This window comes from Shewanella sp. SM23 (genome assembly GCF_025654295.1).
GTDB classification, from domain to species: domain Bacteria; phylum Pseudomonadota; class Gammaproteobacteria; order Enterobacterales; family Shewanellaceae; genus Shewanella; species Shewanella oncorhynchi.
Map to the genome: position 1 here is coordinate 79018 of NZ_JAKKRM010000004.1, position 25117 is coordinate 104134.

At 45.9% G+C, this 25117-nt stretch carries 26 protein-coding genes; 12 read left to right on the forward strand and 14 right to left on the reverse strand.

Features of this window, described 5'->3' with window-relative positions:
* The first annotated feature begins 40 nt into the window (after nucleotides 1–40).
* The 4 genes from L5L98_RS06800 to L5L98_RS06815 all read left to right on the forward strand — a co-directional run bounded on the left by L5L98_RS06800 (nucleotide 41) and on the right by L5L98_RS06815 (nucleotide 4505).
* On the forward strand, nucleotides 41–1390 hold the full coding sequence (locus L5L98_RS06800; RefSeq protein WP_212599742.1) for a cysteine desulfurase: 1350 nt from the start codon (nucleotides 41–43) through the stop codon (nucleotides 1388–1390).
* Between the two features lie 69 nt (nucleotides 1391–1459).
* On the forward strand, nucleotides 1460–1906 hold the full coding sequence (locus L5L98_RS06805; protein WP_173246655.1) for a SufE family protein: 447 nt from the start codon (nucleotides 1460–1462) through the stop codon (nucleotides 1904–1906).
* A 176-nt stretch (nucleotides 1907–2082) separates the two neighbouring features.
* On the forward strand, nucleotides 2083–3249 hold the full coding sequence (locus tag L5L98_RS06810) for a membrane dipeptidase (protein ID WP_212599740.1): 1167 nt from the start codon (nucleotides 2083–2085) through the stop codon (nucleotides 3247–3249).
* An 83-nt stretch (nucleotides 3250–3332) separates the two neighbouring features.
* Nucleotides 3333–4505 carry an AAA family ATPase gene (locus L5L98_RS06815; RefSeq protein ID WP_263139543.1) on the forward strand — a complete coding sequence of 391 codons (1173 nt, stop codon included), beginning with the start codon at nucleotides 3333–3335 and terminating at the stop codon, nucleotides 4503–4505.
* Between the two features lie 19 nt (nucleotides 4506–4524).
* Here the strand turns inward: L5L98_RS06815 and L5L98_RS06820 are convergent, their stop codons facing one another.
* Together L5L98_RS06820 and L5L98_RS06825 are read right to left on the reverse strand one after the other, a co-directional pair.
* On the reverse strand, nucleotides 4525–4767 hold the full coding sequence (locus tag L5L98_RS06820; RefSeq protein WP_317633951.1) for a cupin domain-containing protein: 243 nt from the start codon (nucleotides 4765–4767) through the stop codon (nucleotides 4525–4527).
* 207 nt (nucleotides 4768–4974) lie between these two features.
* Entirely contained in the window at nucleotides 4975–5103 is a 129-nt protein-coding gene (locus L5L98_RS06825) for a cupin (protein WP_263139544.1), read from the reverse strand.
* Between the two features lie 180 nt (nucleotides 5104–5283).
* On the opposite strand from L5L98_RS06825, the gene L5L98_RS06830 reads away from it, so the two are divergent.
* A complete protein-coding gene (locus tag L5L98_RS06830; RefSeq protein WP_263139545.1) occupies nucleotides 5284–7680 on the forward strand; it encodes a toxin-antitoxin system YwqK family antitoxin in 2397 nt (798 codons plus the stop codon).
* Between the two features lie 143 nt (nucleotides 7681–7823).
* Here L5L98_RS06830 and L5L98_RS06835 read toward each other — a convergent pair whose 3' ends face one another.
* Entirely contained in the window at nucleotides 7824–8198 is a 375-nt protein-coding gene (locus L5L98_RS06835; protein WP_105250128.1) for a PH domain-containing protein, read from the reverse strand.
* A 200-nt stretch (nucleotides 8199–8398) separates the two neighbouring features.
* Nucleotides 8399–10315, reverse strand: a complete 1917-nt coding sequence (locus L5L98_RS06840; protein WP_168824801.1) for a peptidase U32 family protein — start codon at nucleotides 10313–10315, stop codon at nucleotides 8399–8401.
* A 203-nt stretch (nucleotides 10316–10518) separates the two neighbouring features.
* On the opposite strand from L5L98_RS06840, the gene rluA reads away from it, so the two are divergent.
* Together rluA and asnC are read left to right on the forward strand one after the other, a co-directional pair.
* Nucleotides 10519–11196 (forward strand): bifunctional tRNA pseudouridine(32) synthase/23S rRNA pseudouridine(746) synthase RluA, encoded by a 678-nt coding sequence (rluA, locus tag L5L98_RS06845; RefSeq protein ID WP_263139546.1) that lies wholly within the window; start codon nucleotides 10519–10521, stop codon nucleotides 11194–11196.
* Between the two features lie 95 nt (nucleotides 11197–11291).
* Nucleotides 11292–11753, forward strand: a complete 462-nt coding sequence (gene asnC / locus L5L98_RS06850; protein WP_006080290.1) for a transcriptional regulator AsnC — start codon at nucleotides 11292–11294, stop codon at nucleotides 11751–11753.
* A gap of 181 nt (nucleotides 11754–11934) precedes the next feature.
* Here the strand turns inward: asnC and L5L98_RS06855 are convergent, their stop codons facing one another.
* The 9 genes from L5L98_RS06855 to L5L98_RS06895 form a co-directional block, all read right to left on the reverse strand.
* Nucleotides 11935–12705, reverse strand: a complete 771-nt coding sequence (locus L5L98_RS06855) for an ABC transporter permease (RefSeq protein WP_006080287.1) — start codon at nucleotides 12703–12705, stop codon at nucleotides 11935–11937.
* A complete protein-coding gene (locus L5L98_RS06860) occupies nucleotides 12702–13640 on the reverse strand; it encodes an ABC transporter ATP-binding protein (RefSeq protein WP_173497293.1) in 939 nt (312 codons plus the stop codon). Before L5L98_RS06860 ends, L5L98_RS06855 begins: the two co-directional genes overlap by 4 nt.
* A 203-nt stretch (nucleotides 13641–13843) precedes the next feature.
* Entirely contained in the window at nucleotides 13844–14374 is a 531-nt protein-coding gene (gene hpt / locus L5L98_RS06865; RefSeq protein ID WP_028761726.1) for a hypoxanthine phosphoribosyltransferase, read from the reverse strand.
* A 7-nt stretch (nucleotides 14375–14381) separates the two neighbouring features.
* Nucleotides 14382–15041 (reverse strand): flavin prenyltransferase UbiX, encoded by a 660-nt coding sequence (locus L5L98_RS06870; RefSeq protein ID WP_173246676.1) that lies wholly within the window; start codon nucleotides 15039–15041, stop codon nucleotides 14382–14384.
* Between the two features lies 1 nt (nucleotide 15042).
* Entirely contained in the window at nucleotides 15043–16437 is a 1395-nt protein-coding gene (gene mpl / locus L5L98_RS06875) for a UDP-N-acetylmuramate:L-alanyl-gamma-D-glutamyl-meso-diaminopimelate ligase (protein WP_219254474.1), read from the reverse strand.
* Nucleotides 16438–16884: 447 nt separating this feature from the next.
* Nucleotides 16885–17523 (reverse strand): hypothetical protein, encoded by a 639-nt coding sequence (locus tag L5L98_RS06880; protein WP_263139557.1) that lies wholly within the window; start codon nucleotides 17521–17523, stop codon nucleotides 16885–16887.
* Nucleotides 17524–17692: 169 nt separating this feature from the next.
* On the reverse strand, nucleotides 17693–18559 hold the full coding sequence (locus L5L98_RS06885; protein WP_113939771.1) for a sterol desaturase family protein: 867 nt from the start codon (nucleotides 18557–18559) through the stop codon (nucleotides 17693–17695).
* Nucleotides 18560–18690: 131 nt separating this feature from the next.
* Nucleotides 18691–19722 (reverse strand): DUF2804 domain-containing protein, encoded by a 1032-nt coding sequence (locus tag L5L98_RS06890; protein WP_198572860.1) that lies wholly within the window; start codon nucleotides 19720–19722, stop codon nucleotides 18691–18693.
* 215 nt (nucleotides 19723–19937) lie between these two features.
* On the reverse strand, nucleotides 19938–20462 hold the full coding sequence (locus L5L98_RS06895) for a porin family protein (protein ID WP_411569205.1): 525 nt from the start codon (nucleotides 20460–20462) through the stop codon (nucleotides 19938–19940).
* 227 nt (nucleotides 20463–20689) lie between these two features.
* On the opposite strand from L5L98_RS06895, the gene L5L98_RS06900 reads away from it, so the two are divergent.
* From L5L98_RS06900 to L5L98_RS06915, 4 genes are all read left to right on the forward strand, one after another.
* Nucleotides 20690–21256, forward strand: coding sequence for a YajG family lipoprotein (locus L5L98_RS06900; protein ID WP_105250136.1), 567 nt, complete (start codon nucleotides 20690–20692; stop codon nucleotides 21254–21256).
* Between the two features lie 29 nt (nucleotides 21257–21285).
* Nucleotides 21286–21870: a peptidylprolyl isomerase gene (locus tag L5L98_RS06905; protein WP_028761870.1), complete on the forward strand. Its 585-nt coding sequence runs from the start codon at nucleotides 21286–21288 to the stop codon at nucleotides 21868–21870.
* Nucleotides 21871–21943: 73 nt separating this feature from the next.
* Nucleotides 21944–22264, forward strand: a complete 321-nt coding sequence (locus tag L5L98_RS06910; RefSeq protein ID WP_028761869.1) for a hypothetical protein — start codon at nucleotides 21944–21946, stop codon at nucleotides 22262–22264.
* Between the two features lie 285 nt (nucleotides 22265–22549).
* Nucleotides 22550–23965 (forward strand): AmpG family muropeptide MFS transporter, encoded by a 1416-nt coding sequence (locus L5L98_RS06915; RefSeq protein ID WP_263139567.1) that lies wholly within the window; start codon nucleotides 22550–22552, stop codon nucleotides 23963–23965.
* Nucleotides 23966–24086: 121 nt separating this feature from the next.
* On the opposite strand, the gene L5L98_RS06920 is transcribed toward L5L98_RS06915, so the two are convergent.
* Complete coding sequence (locus L5L98_RS06920; protein WP_006080274.1) at nucleotides 24087–24572, reverse strand: YajQ family cyclic di-GMP-binding protein; 486 nt, start codon at nucleotides 24570–24572, stop codon at nucleotides 24087–24089.
* Nucleotides 24573–24727: 155 nt separating this feature from the next.
* Between L5L98_RS06920 and L5L98_RS06925 the strand changes: the two genes are divergently transcribed.
* Nucleotides 24728–25090: a VanZ family protein gene (locus tag L5L98_RS06925; RefSeq protein ID WP_105250138.1), complete on the forward strand. Its 363-nt coding sequence runs from the start codon at nucleotides 24728–24730 to the stop codon at nucleotides 25088–25090.
* Nucleotides 25091–25117: the final 27 nt, after the last annotated feature.

A 25117-nucleotide genomic window follows, 5' to 3' on the forward strand; every position in this document is an offset into this window, starting at 1 on the left:
GAAGATCCCTTGGCCTTTTTCATTGCCCTTAGCCTCGCCCATGACTCAACCTGCATCGCCTACGCCAAATACTGTGACTAACACAGCGACGAATACAATGGCTGACATTGAAACATCCCATGCCTCGGCGAATGCTATGCCTGATACCACAGTGACACTTGGCTCATCTGAAGCATATCAGCAAAATGCTCAGATTCGGTCGCAATTCCCAGCGTTAAATCAAATGCTTGATGGTTATCCCCTATGTTATCTCGACACAGCAGCCACCAGCCAGAAGCCGCAAATGGTGTTAGATGCCATGGCACAGTTTTACACCAACGACAATGCCAATGTGCACCGTGCAGCGCATCAGTTATCAGCGCGTTCGACCTTAAGCTATGAGAAAGTGCGCGATCAGTTGCAGCAATTTTTGAAGGCAAAACGCCGCGAAGAAATCATTTTTACCCACGGCACCACAGAATCAATCAACTTAGTCGCCTTTGGGCTGACTACCCAATTAAATGCTGGCGATGTGATATTAATCGACGCCGCCGCTCACCACGCCAATATCGTGCCTTGGCAGGAACTGGCGAAACGCACAGGGGCAATCATTAAACCAATCCCGCTCTGTCAGGATTGCCGCTTAGATATCAACGCCTATAAAACCTTGCTCGAGTTAAAGCCTAAAATCGTCGCCCTGTGCCATGTTTCCAACGCCCTAGGTACAGTCAATCCCGTGGCTCAGCTAGTGCAGTTAGCGAAAAAACAAGGTGCTATCACCTTAGTTGATGGCGCACAGGCAGTGGCGCATTTAACGTTGGATGTGACTGAAATCGATTGTGATTTTTACGTCTTCTCAGGGCATAAAATGTATGGTCCCACTGGTGTTGGCGTGCTTTACGGCCGTTTCGACGCGTTAGATAATCTCGCGCCACTATTGACTGGCGGCGAGATGATTAAACGCGTGAGTTTTGAGGCGACAGAATTTGGCAACCTGCCGAATCGCTTAGAAGCGGGCACGCCGCCGATTGCTGAAGTCATAGGTTTGGGTGCGGCCATTACATTTTTACAAACCGAACTCATGCCGCAGGTTCAAGCTTATGAAGCTGAACTAGTTAACTATTTACAAAGCCAATTGCGCGCGCTCGGTGAAGTGCATTTATACGGCGCCTTTGATGACAATATCGGCGTCGTCGCCTTTAATCTTGCCGGTGAACATCACCAAGATGTAGGCATTTTGCTGGACCAACAAGGAGTTGCCGTTCGTTGTGGCCATCATTGTGCCATGCCATTAATGCAGAGCCTGAATCTTAAGGGCTGTTGCCGCGCCTCGATCGGTATCTACACCAATAAAGACGATATCGACCGCTTTATTGCCGCGTTAGCCTCGGTAAAAGACTTGCTGCTGTAATCCAGCATTTAACGACTGATCTACGCCACTCATACGATGCTCAAGATAAATGAGACAGGATTTAGCCCTATGACAGATTCAATCATGCCTATGCCAAATGAGGCCGATTTTCACTATTTAGTGCAAGATGCCGAAACCTTACTGGCGCGTTTTACCAATGCCCCTAACTGGCAGGAAAGATATCGCCAAATTATGTTGTTAGGGAAAGACTTACCAAGCTTAAGCCCTGAGCTTCGCATCGAGGCCGCTCAAGTAAAAGGCTGCGAAAGTGATGCGTGGATTTATCATCTAGAACAGGCTGGCAGGCACTATTATTTAGCCGACAGCGATGCCCGCATCGTTAAGGGATTGATCGGATTATTGCTTGGTGCCTGCCATGGCAAAAGCCGCGCTGAAATCCAAGCATTTGATCCTACAGCTTACTTCAAACAATTGGGCCTAGAAGGTCAGCTCAGCCCATCGCGCACCAACGGCCTTAACTCACTGGCAAAAGCAATGGTTGAAGCCACTCGATAATCATAACCCGAGGGTTTTCATTTACTGCGACAAGCGATAATTGAAACCACTCGGCAACAACAAATAATCACAACTCTAGCTCAGGGACAAAGGCCAAAAAAGGGATTTAATCAAAGACTTCTACGCCCTAAAAAGGTATAAAGAAGTTACATTTGCGTTATTGATAGGAACCGAGCATGCCCATCAAGGCAGTCAATCACTACCGTCGTACACTCCTTAAAGGTCTTGGCGCAGCAACTCTGTTAAGTCCACTCGCCAGTTTACCTAGCTTTGCCGCCGCACAGAGGCGGATATATGTCGATGGTTTATCTTTCCTTCCCGATGACTTAAGTGATGTAACTGCCGCTAAGCTCGATGCCTATCTTTGCGATATTTCGGCTATTGAGACCATAGAACAAGCCGATGGCACTCAAAACTACAAACGCACCTATAAAGCTTGTATGGAAAGCATTAAGCAGGCCGCTAAACGGGTGAGCGATCATCCCGATATTTTACTGCAAGGTCTGAGGGGACGAGATATTCAACGTGCCCGCGACAGCCAGCGCACTGCGGTATACTTTCAAATCCAAGGCGCAGATTGTGTCGAAGAAGACAGCGAAGCTAACCAGTGGGCGCGGGTAGATGAGTTTCATCAACAAGGGCTACGCGTACTGCAACTCACCCACCATTACGGCAATACCTTTGCCGGCGGCGCCTTAGATAATGATGCCAGTGGCGGACTCAATAAACCACTCACGGCCCACGGACACGAACTTATCGCCAAACTCAATCACGCCAATATCTTGATCGATGTGAGTCACTCCAGCGCTCAAACCGCTTTAGATGTCGCAAAAATCACTAAATCACCCATAGTGCAAAGCCACGGCGCGGCGCGCGGCATAGTAAACCATGCCCGTTGTTCCCCCGATGAAGTGATCCGCGCCATCGGCGATAGCGGCGGCGTATTCGGCGTATTTATGATGAGTTTCTGGCTTACCAATAATGCCGTGCCCACGATTGATGATTATATTCGACAACTGGAATACGTTATGCGTGTTGGTGGAGTGGACTGCGTGGCAATCGCTAATGACTTCCCGCTCCGAGGCCAAGAAAACCTACTGGCACTGGGTAATGACAACGCCAAAGGCATTAAAGAATATCAAGAATGGTGGTACAGCCTGAGGGCGAAAGGCGTGCTAGGTTTTGATGCAGAGCCCAGACATGTAGTAATCCCCGAGCTGAATCATATCGATCGCATGAGCCGTATCGACGATGCCTTAGCCAAGGCGCGCTTTAAATCTACTGACCGCGACCGTTTTATGGGTGGTAACTGGCAAAGAGTGCTCAACAAAGTGCTACTGTAAATGCCATTGTTTTATCGTCATGTTTAATTTACTTTGTCGATAAATTTACTGGCTTATCAGCTTGTTTCAGTCTTGGATATTCTATGCTGACCACACTCGCTATTTTCAATTATCGCTCTCTGCGTGAAATCGTCTTACCCCTAGGGCAACTCAATTTGATCACTGGGGCGAATGGCAGTGGTAAATCGAATCTATACAAGGCACTACGTTTACTCGCACAAACGGCGCAAGGCGGCGTTGTCAATGCTTTAGCCCAAGAAGGCGGACTCGACTCCAGCTTTTGGGCGGGACCAGAAAACCCCACCAAAAGTATGCTAGCGGGCGACACCGCCATTGAAGCCACCGTCAGGCAAGCGCCAAAACGCCTAAAGCTTGGATTTGCTGGCGAAGATTTTAGCTATCTTATTGAACTCGGTTTACCCAAACCCGACGCCACTACGCTGTTTGGCTTAGATCCACAAATCAAGCGCGAAGCCATTTGGAACGGGCCTAAGTATCGCCCCTCAACTGTATTGGTTGAGCGCCGTGGTCCTATGGTGAAGAGTCGCAGTGCTGACGGACAAGGCTGGATAACCTTAGGCGCACACCTGCAAACCGGCGACAGTATTTTTACCGAACTTGCCGATCCAGAGCGCAGCCCTGAAGTGCTCAAGCTTCGCGACAGTATCCGCGCATGGCGTTTTTACGATCACTTCAGAACCGATGCAGAAGCGCCAGCCCGTCGTCCACAATTAGGTACAGCCACGCCAGTATTGCACCACGATGGGCGCGACCTTGCATCAGCAATTCAAACCATTTTTGAGATAGGTGATAAAACGGCTTTTGATCATGCGGTCAGCGATGCGTTTCCCGGTGCTGAGGTTCGAATCGAACCTCAAGAGGGCGGCATTTTAGTGCTCGCATTTCATCAAAATGGCTTATTAAGGCCACTCAATGCCAGTGAATTGTCGGATGGCACCCTGCGCTATTTGCTGTTAATCGCCGCCCTACTGACCCCAAGACCGCCAGAGCTTATGGTGTTAAATGAGCCAGAAACTAGCCTACATCCCGACTTATTACCTGCGCTTGCACGCTTAATCGCTAAGGTATCGGAAGAGTGCCAGTTGTGGGTGGTTTCCCATGCTAATCGGCTTATTAATGCCTTAAGTCAATTTGAACACTGCAATACCTTGGCCTTAGACAAAACCTTAGGCCAAACGCAGATCCAAGGCCAAGACTTACTCAATACGCCCAGTTGGCTATGGCAGAATCGTTAACCTGTAGCCTTAACCCTAATCAATCGTAAAATACCGCAAGCCATAGGGTTTCTGAACTTATAGAAGTCGAAGCGACTCGATGTTTTTGATGTGGCGAAATAGTTAAATAGTCACCTGGAGTTAGCGTAACGGGTTCACCTTGTTCAAATTCGAGTGTCGCCTCGCCTTTAAGTAAAATCACCCATTCATGCTGAGTTTGATCGTACCATTGAGCTTCGGGTAGATACCCAAACCACCTGAAGATGCAGGATTCAGCGGGAATTTAACGCACTTTAGGCAAGGCGGCTATTTGCAGACCTAGTGGACTAAGTTAAAAATAGCCAACACGGCATAGAGTGCGTTAAAACCCGCCGGGACGGAGCGCTTAGGGCACTCCACTTCCGTGTTGCATCAATTCAGAAGGTGGCCGACATTCTGTCATTGATGCGCCTTGAATTGAAGCACCCTAAGCGCTCTGAAACTCGTATCTTCAGGTAGCTTGGGTATATTGCCCATTGGAAACGATGCGCTCAATGGTCACAGTGTTATTGCCCGCCAGTTTTTCAAACACTTCGGCCGATAAATCTGTGGGTAATTTTGCAAAAAAGTTATCAAGCATTTTGTCTTTATTCCTCTGCTTTTATTAATGTGCCACTCTGATTAAACGGTATTTTGAGCAATCAAGCATTGAGAAACGAATCCATAAACCGCTATGATATGCGCACAGAAATACTCAGTTGCCATGAGTATCCCTCAGATAAACCTATCGTTTTACATATGGATATGGAGATTTCCCCCAATGTCGTTGTTTCGCGCACTCAAAGCCAAGTTATTTCCCTCAAACCAAACTAGCCGCGATCCAAAAGACATTCATCTTCAAACTGAATCACAAACACTCAGCCAAGAACAAGATTTAACGCAGGAGCCGTCAGTCGCTGCACCGCTATTCCAGCGCTACTTCAGCTTAAAAATCCATGCGACAAAGGCAGACGCAGCTTCTTGCGAAGAAAATGCCGACCACGGCTTAACTCTCTATCACTACGATACGCCCCAAGTCATAGAACTCTTGGGCTGGGAAAACGCCAATGAATGCTGCGAATTCCACCATACCGAATTCGACCGCCTCGAAATCAGCAATCAATTCCCTTTCCCCGAGCAGCACTTTTGGCTCGACAAGGTAAAAGTGTGCAGTATCACCCCAAAAAAGAACAGCCAAATAAAGGCGTTGTGGCAAGTTGAGCTTAACAATCTCGATACATTATTGATAAGCCACTTTACCCTCGATGCTGACAATATAGTGCAAGGCGATATTCAAGATTACGCCAGCCTAACAGGCCAACTGCACCGCACTTTTCACCAACTCACTGCTGAAGATGGTGCGGGTATACTTAGAATCATCACCCAAAGCCCAGGGCTTACCCAAGCCGTCGATTCAAACTATTTTGGCGAACGTAATGGTGTGACCCGCCAATTCAATGCCCTAGGTACCCTGTTATTTGAAGGCAACTTTATTAATGATCAGCAACTTGGAACACAAACGTGGTATGACCATGAGGGCAAGATCAATCAAATAGAAGATCGTCATCCCCAAGGTCAATTTATTCAATACTTTTATGGCAATGGTCAGCTTAAAGAAACCGCCGAACAAGATAGCAATGGCTATTATATCAATACGTTAACTCGCTACTATGAATCTGGACAAATACAGCTGATCCGGCCCTTAGTGCAAGATGTTATCCACGGAATTGAAAAACAATATTACCCTGATGGTTCACTAGAAGCTGAAAGATATTACAACCAAGGCTATGAATATGAAGCCGTTTGGTATCATCCCAATGGAGCAATTAAACAAAAAGTGTGTAACGATGTGACGGGTAAAGTCATTGAAGAGTTTTACGACTCAGGTAAGCCTGCATGGCGTGAACCCTTCAATACCGAAGGCCAATTACATGGCGAACATGTAAAATGGTATCCCAATGGCCAAATTGAAGAAAAAATCTATTTTGAGGATGGCAAAGAACAAGGCATGGCCCTTTGGTATCATGACAATGGTCAACTCGCCCTTGAGATCTATCTTGAAAAGGGACTCAGGGAAGGTCTATTTAGAAGCTATTATAAAAGTGGCGTGCTTTCGGCCGAAGGCCAATATAAAAATAATCTCTCGGTAGCCCCTTTTATTGAATACCACGAAAACCAGCAAATTCAGATGTACTTACCGCACACACAGGGCAACCGTGATGGCACAGCTCGCTGGTTTTATGAAGATGGCACGATACGTACAATTTCTGAATATGAAGTTCGTGATGGCCAAGGCTACCTCAAAGAGTCCAGCTTTTATAATAACAAAGGGATCCTCGAATCCTATCAGAGTCACTCGAATACCCGCTGCGGCTATAATCTTGATAATAATCAAAGGGAATACTATCAAGAAGGTATTGCCGATACTCGCATCGAATACTATGAAGATGGCGCCATTCGCTGGTTACTCACCCGTACGCAAGAGGATTTATTTAGCTCTAAATCCTTGTCCCCTCAAGGTTTAATTTTAGAAACTGGCACAATCCAAATTACTAATGGTCGTTACCTCGATATCGGCCATTGGCAACGTTTTACGCCCCAAGGAAAAGTGTACCGCGAAGCCTGGCTAGATGAACAAGGACAACTGATAGAAAGCCGTCACTACTTTGATTTTCATGAAAATATAGCAACTCAGGAAGATGAAGAACCTGAATGGGATAGCCCAGAAAATCCTAGTTATGACTATGATGAAGACGATGCTGATGGGCAAAGTAACGGACCAAATAACCGTACGGATGACAGCGAACATCATGCTAGCAATAGTAGAAATAACGCATATTTATCTCGTCAGAAGTATCACGCACCCAATGGCAATACCGCGACAAAACAGCGAGAAGATAAAACAATAGCAGATGTCGCCACTCACACCGAAGAACCCATATTGGCTTATCACTTAAAATTTGATGATGAAAGCAAGCTTTATGCAATGAAACGCTATCATCCCAATCGCCAGATTGCAGAAGAAGGTAATTTACAAATTCAAGGACAGGAGCAATTCTGGGTCGGCATCCACAATCAATACGATGAGCAAGGCAAACTCAAGCTTTCCGAAACCTATACTATGGCGGGCGAACCGATAGAGCACTCCACTAGCACAAGTAGGATAGTGTTAAATTAATCAAGCAGATTTGAATCACACTCGATAGCGAGGATAGGTAAGCCCAGATAAAACTTGGCTTACCTTACTCACATTAACCGTCAGCTTGCGATAACAATTCCAAGCTTGATAGCACTAAATGAATCTAAGTCGCAGCACTAAGACTAAAGTGCAAAAGTGGCAATAGTCTTTTGAATACCCACGACATCCGTGCCACGCTTGAGTTCTTTGACTAAAGGTTCACTCTGGCCTGAGATCCAAATTTTAAGCTCTGCATCCATATCAAAATGCCCTGTCGTTTCCACTTCAAAATGGGTAATAGATTTATAAGGTATTGAATGGTAAGTAACCTTCTTGCCTGTAAGTCCCTGCTTATCAATTAAGATCAGGCGTTTATTGGTGAAAATAAACAAATCACGGATCACTTTGTAGGCGAGTTTTAATTCTTCTTGAATGCCCATGATAGGCCTTAATTCCTCGGCTAATTCCTGTAAATCAACCTCAGCAGCATTACCGAGTAAACCGTCTAACAATCCCATTTTAACATCCCTTATTATTGATATTATTTTCAATAAGATATCTGCTCATTACCGCATGTGCAATATAAGGCTTTGATGAAAATATGAGAGTGACGCTGGTGAGAGCAACATCAATGAGAGGTAGGCTGGTGTAGGTGCGTGGATGTAGCTGAATAGGTGCTAGGAGCATTGCACTCGGGCAATGCTCCTAATGACAAATATTAAAGGTGCTTCTGGCCTCGCACTTGACGGTTTTCACCGACCACCATCATTTCGCATTTAGGGCAGTCGAATACCAACTTGAGCACATCATTGCCGATTTCAAGCACCATAGGATCGGCCTTGATGCCTGGTACTTCCTTCGGACACAAATTAAAGTTAAAGCGCAGACAATGCTTAGTGATCATCAATGGCACGTCTTCGGTGACGCCATTTTTCTCATAGGTGTCTTGGATCTCAATTACGCCGTGGCGTTGATAAAAATCCTTAGCCTTTTCGTTGGCAACATTACCTAAGTAACTCAAATGCTTGACGGGATAGACTGCATCTTGATTATGCTTCCACGGCAATGGACGCACATAACCTTGCACACGAGCAGCCTCTAGAGCGGCCACACCATCACGGCGCAGACCATTGAGCACAGATGCAGGCAAGAACCAAGCTTGGGCCGTATCGATACTAATGCTACGGGCAACAAAGTCGGTACTGCCGAGCTTACCCAGCTGAGTGCGAGTATTTTGTAAGGTCTTATCGACATCAGTCGCAGGCGTCTTCTCTACCACTAAATTCACTGTGGCTGTAAGGCCATAGATATCCGTCAATGTCAGTGCCAGTCCTTCTTGGGTGTCGCTCAACCGTAAATCGACGCCGATAATCCGCTTAGAAGATTCTTTCGATAACAGGGCTTCGAAGGCTTGGTTATGGTTACGGTACAAAGTCATGCCGACCTTTAAATCCTTTGGCACCTGCAATATATGCAGTTTTAACCCTTCGGCGCGGTTAACCCGCAGGCCTTGCAGCTTGTCATCGGATTGTTTTGCCATAGCAAAATTCGCGGGGAAAAACGCTAAGCCATCGCCGTTATTAAACTCATGGGTCGAACTCACTTGGATAAAGTCTTTACCTATGCTGACCACTTTACCGACTTCTTCGCCTATGTATTTGGGCGAGCGAAAATCTTTAATTCCTTGGCTACGTTCGTTAACAAAGTAATCTGTACTGCCACGGTTAAAGGTCTTTTCAGGATCAGGGGTAAAACTATGTTCGCAGCGGCCGTGGGATGAAGCCTTAAACTCAGGGCGACGCGCCATAATCGCATCCAGCTTTTGGCGATAATGCGCGGTGACGTTTTTAACGTAACTTAAATCCTTTAAGCGACCTTCAATCTTAAACGAGCGAATGCCCGCATCAATGAGCGCTTCGAGGTTTTCAGTTTGGTTATTGTCTTTTAAAGACAATAAGTGTTCATTCTGCGCTAATACATCCCCTTGACGTGTTTTAAGATTCCCCGGCAGGCGGCACATTTGCGAGCATTCACCGCGGTTAGCACTGCGGTTACTAAAGGAATGACTCAAGTTACACAAACCACTGTAAGCCACACACAAAGCACCGTGGATAAAGAATTCGAGTTGCATATTGGTATGCGCGGCGACATCACGGATTTGGCTTAAGCCCAATTCACGGGCAAGCACCACCTGAGAAAAACCAACTTGCTCTAAAAACGCCACTTTTTCTGGACTGCGGTTATCCATTTGGGTACTGGCATGCAGGGCAATCGGCGGCAAATTGAGTTGTAATACGCCCATGTCCTGCACAATCAGCGCGTCAGCTCCCGCTTCGTACAATTGCCAAATGAGTTTTTCGGCGTCGGCCAGTTCGTTATCCATCAAAATGGTATTGAGGGCGACAAATACCTGAGCATGGTATTGATGAGCATAAGTGCACAGGCGCGCGATATCTTCAACACTGTTACCCGCCGTTGCCCGCGCACCAAATGCAGGACCACCTATGTATACCGCATCGGCACCATGGCGTATGGCTTCGATACCGTAGTCAGCATTTTTTGCAGGCGCCAATAACTCAAGACGGTTGTGGACGTGAGAAAGATTCTCGGGAGTGTATATCTCTGGCTGGCTCATGGCTTCACAGACTCAAAATGATCATTAACGAAAAGGACGGGAGTATAACAAAAACTCAAATACAGCTCTATCAGCAAATCATCAACTAATCCGCTTTACTTTTGTCAGCGAGGATAATGGCACAGCCGATCTTTGGGCCTCACACTTGCACCCTCAAGCCGAGCAGAGTATCTTTGCCCCGCATTGACGAATAGGCACTATTTATGACTGATTTTATTTACCAACCACCGACCACTCCTTTGCTCGATATTCTTTATCAAGATAAAGACATTATCGTCATCAACAAACCTTCAGGATTGTTGTCTGTGCCCGGTCGCGACCCCGCCCATTACGACAGTGTCTATGCCCGGGTAAAAGCAGAGCATCCCCATTGTCAAATCGTCCATCGCCTCGATATGGCGACCTCTGGCGTGATCGTTGTCGCCCTTATTCGTAGCGCCGAGCGGGAATTAAAACGTCAGTTCCACGATAGAGAAACCAGCAAAACCTATTATGCAAGGGTTGCAGGCCATGTCAAAAATGACACTGGCAGCGTTGATTATCCACTGATCTGCGACTGGCCAAATCGCCCTAAACAGAAAGTCGATCATCTTGTTGGCAAACCGTCTTTGACTCACTACCAAGTAATGAGCCGCGCCAAACGCTCAACGCTGGTTAAACTGACGCCAATCACAGGCCGCTCACACCAATTACGGGTGCATATGATGGCGCTAGGTCATCCGATCTTAGGCGATGGTTTTTATGCCGACTCACTGGCAAAATCCTTAGCGCCTCGACTATTACTACATGCAGCAGAGCTCACCATCAAACATCCCTACTCAGGTGTCAGTATGACTTTTAGCGCAAAAGTCCCTTTTTGTGAGCCTTTGGGTGAACAATGATCACTAAAATCAAATAATACGGGCAAAATCGGTAGCAATTCCCCATAAAAAAACGTAACTTTATGACAATTCACTACGTTATAGAGAGTTTATTTATGGATACCGCATTTCAGCGCGATCAACTCGATAATCATATCCTCGAAGCCCTAATGCAGGATGCCCGCACACCCTTTGCCGAACTCGCTAAACGCTTTAGCGTTAGCGCCGGCACTATCCATGTTCGGGTAGAAAAAATGAAGCAAGCGGGGATAATCACAGGCGCGCAGATCACAGTAAATCCTAAAGCCCTAGGTTATGACGTTTGCTGTTTTATCGGTATCAACCTTAAAAGCGCTGGCGATTACCCCGCCGCTATCGCCAAACTCAACGCTCTCGAAGAAGTCGTCGAAGCCTATTACACCACAGGCAACTACAGCATTTTCGTAAAGGTCATGTGCCAATCCATCGACGGCTTGCAACACGTGCTCATCAATCGCATTCAATCTATCGATGAAATCCAGTCGACAGAAACCTTAATCAGCCTACAAAACCCAATCGTCAGAGCGGTTAAGCCTTAAACAGGAAATCCCCCTTAAGACTAATAACAGAAAAGATATTCCAATACTGAATTGATTCATTTTCCTCAGCAACAACTAAAAATATCCTATTACTACCTCAGCATATGCACTATTAAGTCCTCGGACATAAACAAGGAGCCTTAATGGCTCCCTTTTACTATTACGCTCTAAAGAAATATGTTTAAGAACGCAGACCTATTCCGCGCGAGACTAAGTAATACGCTAAGGTCCACAGGGCGACACAGAAACCGATCATAATGGCGATGGATAATGGCACGCTGATATCGGCAAAGCCTAAAAAGCCGTAGCGGAACACGTTGATCATATAGACCACAGGGTTAAGTGCCGACACGCCTTGCCAAAATGGGGGCAAGAGTGACAGGGAATAAAATACGCCGCCAAGGTAAGTTAATGGGGTAAGCACAAAGGTGGGGATGATACTGATATCGTCGAAGCTTTTGGCAAAAACAGCGTTAATTAAGCCACCCAATGAGAATAGCACTGAGGTTAAAAATACCGTCATCACCACTAAACCTGCGTGATGTAAGCTAATGTCGACAAAGAACATGGCCACTAACGTCACTATCAGGCCAACACACAAACCGCGCGCCACGCCGCCACCTACGTAGCCAGCAATCAGCACATAATGGGGCACAGGAGCCACCATCAGCTCTTCTAAATTACGTTGAAACTTGGCACTGTAAAATGAGCTAGCAACATTCGAGTAAGAGTTAGTGATCACCGACATCATGATCAAACCAGGGGCGATAAACTCCATATAAGATACGCCGCCCATTTCTCCAATCCGGCTGCCGACTAAGTTACCAAAAATCAAAAAATACAAGGTCATGGTAATCGCTGGCGGGACTAAGGTCTGGATCCAAATTCGCGTAAAACGATTGATCTCTTTACTTAAAATACTTTTAAAGGCAATAAAGTAGAGCTGATTCATGCTGAGGCTCCCTGAGTTTTCTTCACGAGTTCGACGAAGAGTTCTTCTAACCGATTAGACTTGTTACGCATCGATAGCACTTCAATATTAGCTGCGCTCAATTGGCTAAAGACATCGTTAAGATTATGCTCTTTCGCTACATCCACCTCTAAGGTATGAGAGTCGGTTAAGCGACAAGCCATGCCATCGAGCACGGGAGCCATTTCAGTATCGCGACGAAGATCGAGAATAAAAGTCTCCATATTCAGCTTACTCAGCAACGCCTTCATGCTAGTGCATTCCACTAAAATACCTTTATCGATAATGCCGATATTACGGCAAAGCATTTCCGCTTCTTCAAGGTAATGAGTGGTCAGGATGATCGTCACACCCTGCTGGTTTATTTGTTTGAGAAACTCCCACATAGAGCGGCGCAGTTCAATATCCACACCTGCGGTAGGTTCATCTAAAATCAATAATTTAGGTTCGTGCATCAGGGCGCGGGCGATCATTAACCGTCGCTTCATGCCGCCAGATAATTCCCGCGAAGGGCTATTGCGCTTTTCCCACAGATCCAGTTGGCTTAAGTATTTTTTGGCACGCTCAAGGGCGATAGGTTTTGGCACACCATAGTAACCCGCTTGATTCACCACAATTTGCAGCACGGTTTCGAACTGGTTGAAGTTAAACTCTTGTGGTACTAAACCAATGCAGAGCTTGGCGTGTTCTAGCTGCTTATCAATATCATAATCAAAGACTTTGACCGTACCTGAACTCTTCTGCACTAAGGAGCTAATAATACCAATCGTGGTGGATTTACCCGCACCATTGGGGCCGAGCAAGGCAAAGAAATCCCCTTGATTGACGGTAAGGCTGATGCCTTTGACCGCTTCTACGCCGCCTTTATAGGTTTTTTTAAGCCCTTCGAGTACCAGAGCATGGGTAATATTCGCCATATTTGTACCGATCCTTACACATTAGAAAGTAATAAGATGGTGCTAAAAAACACAATTACAATGATGGGTTGCAGAACTAAAGCAAAAAATTAGCTAATTGATTGAAAAGAAAAAATTTAATGATTCAATCATTAATGCTTTTTATATTGCCGCAAAAAGCAAAACTCCCGCCTGTTGCGGGAGTTTTAAACTGTATCGGACACTTAATCGAGTGGTACGACTTTGGCGATATAAGGTAGATTGCGATACTGCTCAGCATAATCAATACCATAACCTACGATAAACTCATCAGGGATAGTAAAACCGATAAAATCGACCTTCACATCCACTTCACGACGCTCAGGTTTATCCAACAGGGTGCACAGTGCAAGACTCTTAGGCTCCCGCAGTAACAACATCTCGCGCACTTTGCTTAAGGTGTTACCTGAGTCAATCAAGTCTTCCACGATCAATACATCGCGACCGGCGATATCTGATTGCACATCTTTCAGCACTTTCACATCCCGTGAGCTGGTCATAGTATTGCCATAACTGGAAACCGACATAAAATCGATTTCAACATGGCCTTTGATGCGGCGACATAGGTCAGCCATAAAGACCACTGAGCCTTTTAACAAGCCTACCATCAGCAGACGTTCACTGTGGGCATAATGGGCATTGATTAGCTCGGCCATTTGATCCAATTTCTGGCTTATCTCTTCAGCAGAGATCATCACTTCGGTGGTGTGTTTCATATAAGTCTCAATTGTCGAGGTCGCGGTTAGACTGTTTGTCATAACCCCAGCGACTCGTTAATGCATGGTCAACGCCCAAATGATCGAGAATTCGAGCGACCATGAAGTCTACCAGATCTTCTACCGATTTGGGATTGTGATAAAAGCCGGGTGCAGCGGGCATAATGGTCGCGCCGAGGCGAGAAAGGCTTAACATATGCTCTAAGTGTATGGCACTAAAAGGAGTTTCCCTAAGTACTAGGATAAGTTGGCCGCGCTCTTTAATCACCACATCGGCGGCGCGTTCGAGTAAATTATTACTCATTCCGGTAGCAACTGCCGCTAACGTCCCCGTAGAGCAAGGACAAATCACCATTTGTTTAGGTGCAGCGCTACCCGATGCAGGCGGCGAAAACCACTCATCTTTGCCTAATACCACTAACTCGCCAGCAATAATCACGCCTTTTTCGTGCAGCAAAGCCAACAGCTGGGCATGGGCTTTGTCACTGTTGGCGCTTAACTGTAAGCCGTGTTCCGTCGCCAATACCACTCGAGCTGCACTGGAGATCATCAAAAACACTTGATATCCCGATACCAACAGACACTCGAGTAACTTAAGCCCATAGGGAGCACCCGAGGCACCTGTCCAAGCTAAGCTAATCGCCTTAGTCGACTTTGCGTAGGCCATCTTAGCTAACCTGCTCTACAGTTGAAGCCTGTTCTAATGCGGCCAACAGCTTCTTATGTAACCCACCAAAACCACCGTTACTCATCACCACTATGGTGTCGCCTGCTTTGGCGGTTGCTGCGACTTTGGCGACCACATCATCAATTTGATGTAACACAGTCACAGGGATCACCGCCGCTTCCATGGCTTCTTTCATATTCCAGTCGATGGTATCGGCTTGATATAAAAAGGCTTCGTCGGCTTGCATCATAGAAAAAGCTAAAGTGTCTTTATGGACACCGCTCTTCATGGTATTTGAGCGCGGCTCGAGTACCACAGTAATTTTGCTCTGCCCAACCTTAGCCCGCATGCCTTTTAACGTGGTCGCAATGGCCGTCGGATGGTGGGCAAAGTCGTCGTATACGCTCACACCATTAACGGTTCCGAGTAATTCGAGTCGACGCTTAGGTGGCATAAACTTAGCTAAAGCTTCAATTGCAGCACTCGGCTTAACGCCCACGTGGCGTGCGGCAGCAATGGCCATCATGGCGTTTTCAATATTGTGCTGACCAATCAAATCCCATTCGAGAACACCTTGGGACTCGCCATCAAAAAACACTTCAAAGCGATGGCAATCATCACTTAACGCTTTGCCATACCAACCGCTGGTCGATTCGGCTAAATGGTAGGTTTCTTGCTCACTCCAACAACCCATATCAATCGTTTGCTTAACGGCATGGGAATCGGCGGGCCAAATGATCTTGCCTTCACCAGGAACGGTGCGAATTAAGTGGTTAAACTGTTTTTGAATCGCAGCCAGATCAGCAAAAATATCGGCATGATCGAACTCAAGATTGTTGATCACTAAGGTACGCGGATGATAATGCACGAATTTCGAACGTTTATCGAAGAAGGCACTGTCGTATTCGTCGGCCTCAACGACAAAGAAAGCGGTCTTGCCTAAACGTGCCGACACACCAAAGTTTTGCGGTACGCCACCGATTAAGAACCCAGGCTCATAACCGCAATCATCTAAAATCCAAGCTAACATGCTAGATGTCGAGGTTTTACCGTGAGTGCCAGACACTGCCAGCACCCAACGCTCAGGCAAAATATGATCGGCTAAAAACTGCGGGCCAGAGGTATAAGGGATGCCAATGTTCAACACGGCTTCCACGCAAGGATTACCCCGGCTCATGGCATTACCAATGACAACTAAGTCAGGATAGTGCCCTGCTTCACCCAGCTGGCTAGGATCAAAACCTTGAATAAGCTCAATGCCTTGGTCCTCTAGTTGCGTGCTCATTGGAGGATAGACATTGGCATCCGAGCCCGTCACTCTGTGCCCTTTTGCCCTAGCCAATAACGCTAGACCACCCATGAAGGTTCCACAAATTCCTAAAATATGTACGTGCATACCGCTCGCTCTGATGTGTTGAATTCACCGCCATTCTAATCCATCGAGCGACAGATTGGCAGGTAACAATCTGGGAAAAGCACAGCAATCACAAATGACAGTTTCTAAATCAGTAGATTTCACATTTGAGCTGCAGAACTGAGATTTTTAGATAACAGGTCAACTAACACAAGGCCGAAAACTGTCGCAATGCAGGGTACTATACCCAAACAACCTGAAGATGCAGGATTCAGCGGGAGTTTAACGCACTTTAGGCAAGGCGGTTATTTGCAGACCTAGCGGGCTAAGTTAAAAATAACCAACGCAGCATAAAGTGCGTTAAAACCCGCCGGAACGGAGCGCCTAGGGCACTTCACTTCCGTGTTGCATCAATTCAAAAGGTGGCCGACATTCTGTCATTGATGCGCCTTGAATTGAAGCACCCTAGGCGCTCTGAAACTCGTATCTTCAGGTTGCTTGGGTATAGCGTAAGTCTCGGTAGAGCTGAGCGTGCTGGCTACGGTGACGACTAAATAAGAATTGACGTAACGCTTCACGCTCTTCGGTTTCGGCCTGAAACTTAACGAAAGCCAGACCTTTCTCGCTACGAATAGGCTCGATATCGACGCGCATAGTCTCGCCATTGGGCAATTGTAATTGCAAGTCTTTACTGCCTAACAATTGTTTAAATTGCTGCTGTGATTTAGCACGAATAGCCATGCCAGAACTAGATAGCGAGGCAACAGACCATTGCTCACCTTGATCGTGGTCGAATATCCACACATCATCGGCTTGAGTTAACCGCCAACTGCGCTCCACTCCCGAGGCATCTAGCACTTCAGGTACACCTAAAGTGGGTTGAAACTGTCCAAAGTCATCCACTTTCATCAGTAGCGGAAACCAGAGTTTATAGGGTCCGACTTCGGCCAATAAAGTGAGTTTTGCCTTGCCGAGAATCGAGGCGATAACTTGCGGCACTTCAGTTGTGACTGTGAGCACATGATTGATCAGGGGATCGTTAGTCAAGGCAGTGCCCACACGAGTCGGCGAAAAAAGTTCGCTAAAACAAGCAAGCTCCTCCGCGGATAATCGAGGTTCATCCATCATGATAAGTCCTCCCGAGTTAAATTCCTTACCCCAAAAAGTACCACCAAAGTATGGGATTGTACATTTTTACACCAAAACAGTGGCAAAAAACGGAATATAGGCTAGCAAGGCTAAATTCAAGACTCTATTAGCCATTTGCGCTATTTAACTTGGAAAATGCAGTGGATTGTTATTCCTCGCTTTTTAAACTGCTGGAAGGCGGAGCAAACAAGATACGTAGTCGTTGTTTAACACTCAAACCTGTCGCTGTGACCTCTGCAAACATGTCTCGCCATTCACTAAAAGTCACTTTAAAGGGATTAAAACTATTCACTGGCTTAGTGATGCCGTAAATCACAGTCTCCACTTCGGGCTCAAAGGTACCAAACAGCTTGTCCCAAATAATCAGCACGCCAGCATAGTTTTTATCTATATATTGGGGATTACGACCGTGGTGCACCCTGTGGTGAGACGGGGTGTTGAAAACCCATTCCAGCGGTCCGAGTGATTTAATCGCTTGAGTATGCACAAAAAATTGCAATCCCAGATTGAGTAATACCACAAACACCACCCAGTTTGGATCGAAACCTATGACCACCAGCGGTAACCAAAATACCCACATGCCTGCAAAGGGATACATTAAACTCTGACGAAACGCAGTGCTAAAATTCATATTCTCAGAGCTATGGTGCACCACGTGAGCCGCCCACATCCAGCGGACTCTATGGCTCGCCCTGTGGAACCAGTAATAACAAAAGTCCTGCGCAACCATCAAGGCAATAAAGCTCAATGGGCCCATTTCAATATCGAATAACTTCCAACCAAACATCGCCAAATATAGCTTAGCGATCAGCAAACCAGTGAGCAGATCGGCACCTTGGTGCATGGCCGCGAGGCTGAAATTACACAGCACTTCTTGGCCGCGATAACGTGCACTTAACGGTAGCTTTTGTCTTTTATCGCCAAAGTACCATTCCAGCAAAATACACACGAAAAACAAAGGTGCAAGCACCAGCAGTAACAATTCTGGGTGCTGGATCAGCGAGGCGATATCCATATAAGATCATCCTGTTCTATTTTTATTTTATGGTTATTTTTATTGTTACTTTTATAAAAATTCTGACTGCATTCTATAAACCGCATTCAACGCCACAACGCAGGCAGCTGCGGTCCGTTAGTCGCCGTTAGCTACCAACGGGCATAATGATCTTCGGCGAGTCCTAGAACATTATTTAACTGGTAACTGTGCCCTTGATTATCGGTAATCGTGCCACTGAAATGACCGATGAATTGGCGGAAATTACTCTTAAGCAAGAGCAAATTACGCTTTTCACTGCGACAATTGCGCGCCGCAAACTGCAAATCCACTTGGCCATTTTGACTGTGGACTCGCCAAACCTCGGCGCCGAGCGTGGCATGGCGATCAAACTCAAATTGCACTGGTCCGAGTAAATGACGCTCGCCATTAATCCAGAAGACATTTTCAGTAGCGCCGGTTTCATTGACACCCGCCGCTAAATTAAGCCCCATTATGCCCTCATGGATCCGCGCGTTGATCGACGCCCAGCGCCAACTGGTATCACGGCGCATGTAACCCGCTGAAAAGTCATAGCCTGCTAAAGCTTGATTCAGCGGCTGCGGCTCATGACCCACAGTCAAACTACCTTTAACGGTCAAACCATTATGCTTTTGTGTGTAAGTCCAGCCGTTGTATCCAGTAGGACTACACATAGCCATAGGCAAACTTAAGGGGGCTGAGTGTAAAGTCACATCGGCTTGAATATTTTTAGTATCAATCACTAACCGCCAACCGCCCTCTACAATCTCAAAGCTTAACTGCGCCCCTTTACGGCCAATACTACTTCGGCCCTCGGCGGGCGATGGCGTCATCTGATAGCCAAACCTCAAAGGTTTTAACCAATCAAGCTGGGTGAGTGTGTTGGTTTTTATGTCGTATAAATAACAAAAAGCACTGCCGACGTAGGCAATATCGGCAAGCGCGATGCCTAGGACATAACGCGGCGTGACCAAAGAGACAAACTGAAATTGTTTATAATCGAAATGCTTAGCCCACGCTGAAGCAGGTTTATCCATGGTATCAAAATAGGCAAAGTCCGCTAAACCTAAGGTTTTGACTATGCCATCGAAATGACCGAAATGGGGTAACCCCTTCGGATTGATCAGGTTATCTGGGGCGATTTGCGTTGCTATCGTTAACATGACTAAGCCTTACAAAAAAGACGCGGGAGCATCTATGCTCTCTCATTCTAAACATCGAATTTTTACTCTAACCTGTCCCCCATTGCATTAAAAGAGTGCAAGGACAAAATGTTGTCATTTTGTTGCCAGTCAGTATTCGGTTTAATGTTTTAAATTCCTTGTTTGTAAAACGATTAAAGCGCCTAAAGGCGCTTTAATCGTTGGATAAGGAAAGATTAGAATCGGTAGCTAATACCAAAGTTGATCCCCTGTAATTCAAGCTCTTTCATCGGGATATATTGGTATTCCAAATTCAAACCGAATCCTGACTTAAATCGATATTGCCAGCCTGCAGCGCCATAAAAACCGACATCATCCGAGTCCATATCTTGTTTATCTATCTCATAGCTGACTTGAGTGTAAGCAGCGCCTAATTTGGCATACAGGCGGTTACCACGAGACAAAGCATATTCAGCGTAAGCGGCAGTTCTAACACCTTGGTAACGTAAATCTTTTATCTCACTGATGACGCTAACAAGCGCACTCGCCACCCCACCTGAACCCGCTAAATAACCCGCCTCAAACCCAAAATGCTCGTTGAGCATATAGCGGTAATATAAGTCGCTGGTTAAGGTGTCACCCGCATCATATTTACCGTTCTTAGTTTCAAATTCTTGGGTACCGTAACCTAAACTACCACCCAGTATATGGGCAGAATCGCCCGCGAGCGCATTGGAGCTCATCAGGCCTGACGCCAGCATCAGGCCAACAAATAACGAAGTGAATGATATTTTTTCCATATTTAACCTGCCTTCCATGCCTTGTAACTATGCGAATAAATGATGTGAATGCACAGAAAACACGGATGTGAATAATGAGCACAAGATATTAGCAATAAAAGCTGTACCTCAACTGAATCACGGTGTTCTGTGGCATCAAAAGTGATTTCTGGTATGCTGTAGCCACTTTTACTTGTACGAGAGATCCCATGAAACGGCTATTACTGACCTTGACTTTCCCCCTGCTGTTCGCGGGCTGTGCCAGCCAAAATCCGACTCATATGGCTTTCAGCCCTCAAGTGCCCAATATCAGCCAACAAACGGCGCAACTTGTACCTATCGCTCTTGAAACGGTAGATACACGCACAGTCGATTATGTTGCTCGTTTTATTGAAGAAGGGACAAAAACACGTTTAGTTGGCCCGAGCGAACCGCCTAAACTGTTACTCGATGAAGTATTCCGCGCAGGTTTTGCTCAAGCGGGCTACCAAATCGACCCAAGCGCAACTAATTCAGTGCAAATTCAATTAGAAGAATTGCAAATGGATATCACTAAAAAGACCTTTGGCTATGAGGCAAAACACAGTGTGTTAATCGCAGTTCAAGCCAAAAATTCCACCCAAGAGCTGGTAAAACGCTATAAAGCCAAAGGCACTTTAAAAGGTCCTTTAACGCCCGATTTTGCAACCTTAGAACTGGATATGAACAAATTGCTCGGCCAACTTACCGGCGAGATTCTAAACGATCCTGAGCTTAATCAGTTTCTACAAAAATAACAGCGTCAGTTTATTATAAGGAAATCAATATGCTCCGTTGGATATCAGCCCTCTTACTCATCTTTATGAGTCATCATAGCCTCGCACTCGACATTCAGGCCGATACCTTGTATCCCAGAGTCGAATTTGATACTAGCTTAGGCAAAATAGTGGTCGAGCTAGATAGAACTCGTGCACCAATCACTGTCGATAACTTTTTAACTCATGTCGTTAAAGGCGAATACGACAACACAATATTTCACCGCGTGATCAGTGACTTTGTGGTGCAAGGCGGCGGACTCACCCCCAAGTATGAAGAGCTCCCCGAGGGTAAGCCGATAGTCAACGAATCAGGAAATGGCCTAACAAATAGCATGGGCACTATCGCCATGGCACGTGAAAACGAGCCGCACTCAGCCACTCGTCAGTTCTACTTTAACGTAGCCGACAACACTAAACTCGATCCCTCTAAACGTCGTTGGGGTTATGCCGTATTTGGTGAAGTGATTGAAGGTAAAACCGTCCTCGAAGCTATGGCTGTCGTTGAGACAGGAACTAACACTAAGCTCAATTGGCCCGATGTTCCTGTTACCCCTATCATATTGAAAAAAGCCAAATTATTACCAAAACAGTAATCAAAATATAATTTCGAGCAAAAGCGCTAATTTTGCATCTATACTGTGATAGTAAACAAAAAGGAGGCAAACGATGACGGCAACTGAGTTCATCGATAATAAAGCGCCCCAACTCGCCTTCTATGGAAAAGCGTTTTTGAGTGAAGAACTCGACTTCCATGAAGTGCAACTTTACTTATGGGACACGTTAGAAGAATGGCAGCAACTGAATTCGACTGGCGAAGCGCAAACTGAAACTGAAAAAGTGTTTTGGCACTTGCTCCACAGCTTTAACAGGTGGCCTGACTGTGTGATCCGCGGTAATCAATATCTGCGTAAGCAAGTAAATGATTGCTGTGACTACCTGAGTTTAGGAGGCCGAGTGCCGCAGGGATGCATCGGGATAAGACCTTAAGTTCAGCATTCCTATCGAAATAAAAATGGCCCTGTAATAGGGCCTTTTTTATTTCGTAAACCAATTCCTCGTGTGTACATTATTACGCTCTCCTTACTATCAAGATCTATGCTAGCGATAAAGATAAGCGGTAAACTTTTAGCTACAAGCAGTTAACTCTCGAGCCATATTCAACCATCTTATAGTGCTAAACGGGACTCCAAAGTAAAAGGAATACCATTAGCCCTTGAACCCTATGGCACCTTACCCGTAAGCTAAGCGGATTAAACACTTAGACTCATGCCTATGTCCGCAACAGGTTTTATTCAACGTTCACTCGATGCCCTCAGTGTCTATTATCACAAGCGGGTTTTGATCCTGTTATTACTGGGTTTTTCTGCTGGTCTACCATTAATGCTGGTATTTTCAACGTTATCCTTTTGGTTGCGTGAAGCTGGTGTTGATCGCACTTCAATCGGTTATTTCAGCTGGATAGCCTTAGCCTATGCGTTTAAATGGGCTTGGTCACCCTTAGTCGATCGGCTTTCATTGCCGCTGCTAACTCGATTTCTAGGCCGCCGCCGTAGCTGGATGCTGTTCGCTCAGTTGTTATTGGTTGGTGCCATCTTAGGCATGTCTTTTAGTGACCCTCTCAAAGATCTCGAGCGCTTGGCACTGTTCGCGTTAATGGTCGCCTTTGCCTCTGCCACCCAAGATATTGTTATTGATGCCTTTCGGATTGAATCAGCCCCAGAAAAGATGCAAGCCGCATTAGCAGCGGCCTATCAAGTGGGTTATCGGAGCGCCATGATTATCGCCACCGCAGGTGCTCTCACCATAGCGGCTTGGGTTGAACCCGGTAACACGGCATACAACTTAGTGGCATGGCAAACTTCTTACCTGATTATGGCAGGATTGATGTCTGTTGGGATTTTGACGACGCTTTTTAGCCGCGAACCCGAAGTCGATACCCGCGCCGCCGATGCCACTGAATTAGCGCTAAAACAACGCTTAAGTGCACGTTATCCTAGAATTATCGCAGCGGGCATATCTTGGGTATATACGGCCAGTATTTTACCCTTTATCGACTTTTTCAAACGCTATGGCCGCAGCGCTATCCTCATCTTATTACTGATTTCTTGCTACCGGATCTCGGATATTGTGATGGGGATTATGGCGAACGTCTTTTATGTGGACATGGGATTCACTAAGGAAGAAATTGCCTATTTAAGTAAAATCTATGGCCTGATCATGACCTTAGTCGGCGCAGCCTTTGGCGGCGTTCTGTTAGCCCGCTTCGGAACTATGAAGATCCTTTTCCTTGGCGCTTTGCTGGTTGCTGTAACCAATCTGCTATTCGCGTGGCAGGCAGTGATTGGCTACAACGTACCCTTTTTAACCTTTGCTATTTCCGTGGATAACTTCAGCGCTGGGATAGCCACGGCGGCATTTATTGCCTATCTCTCGAGTCTCACTAGCAACGGCTACAGTGCAACGCAATATGCCTTACTGTCTTCGATTATGTTGCTTTTCCCTAAATTTATCGCGGGCTTCTCGGGCGCTTATGTCGACGCATTTGGTTATGTGAACTTCTTTGTCGCCGCCAGTGTTATTGGCTTTCCAGTGTTGTTTTTGGTTGTCTTAGTCAACAAGTATGCCCCGCATCCAAGCACATCATTAATGGATGATTCGTCAAAAAGTGCACCAACAAAATCGGATTAAGGTCTCATAGCACTTATGTCATCAATATAAAAAAGCCCTCACACCTTAGTGTGAGGGCTTTTACATTTAAAGACGAAATGGCAAACGCGATACTGCATCACGTTAAACCAATTCTGCTCGATTAATCTTTAAAGTTATCAAATTGGAAAGGCTGGCCTAACTCAGACTCACGTGCCAACGCCATGACAGCTTGTAAATCGTCACGTTTTTTACCTGTAACTCGTACTTTCTCGCCCTGAATAGACGCTTGCACTTTAAGTTTGCTGTCTTTAATTAGCTTGACCAGTTTTTTAGCAATTAAGGTTTCTATACCTTCTTTAAACTTCACTTTTAGGGAGAAGGTTTTACCGCTGTGGATGGCTTTCTCATCGACTTCCATCGAAGACGGATCCACATTACGTTTGCTCAGTTGCATACGTAAAATGTCCACTAATTGTTGGCATTGGAAGTCATCTTCAGCGGTTAACGTGACCACATGGTCCTTATATTCCACGTCAGCCGTTTTACCGCGAAAATCGAAACGTGTCGCCAGCTCACGCTTAGTATTATCAACCGCATTACGCAGTTCAACTTCATTCACTTCTGACACAATATCCATTGAAGGCATAGTTTTTATGTCCCATATCAAATTAATATGCAGCTAGTTTACCCACACACAGGCCTAAGTTGAAGGTAAAGCCTAGAATAAAAGCGTAATCATGGGTGACTTTAGCCACACATTTTCCTATCATTGCCCCACTCTAAGCTAATACAAACATATTTGTGATAACTAAAAATACCCTATTTAAGCTGGCTTTAGCCGTAGCCTTTGTCGTGATCAGTTATCTGGTATTTTCCAGACCAACCTATTCGCAAAGTATTCCGAATATCGACAAGGTAGGCCATCTTGGGAGCTTTTTTTGCCTCTCCTATCTCACCTATCTTGCTTTCAAACCTAAGTGGTATTGGTTATCTCTCACACTGGCAAGCTACGCCATTTTAATTGAGTTGGTGCAATCACGTTTGCCCTACCGTAGCGCTTCTGTGGGTGACGTTATTGCCGACTTTTCGGGTATTGCACTGTTTTACTTTTGCAATTGGGCCTATGGCAAATACTTCCGCGCAGCGCAATTGCGAGAAGATTAACTCAGGTGCTTCAAACTGGTACTGATG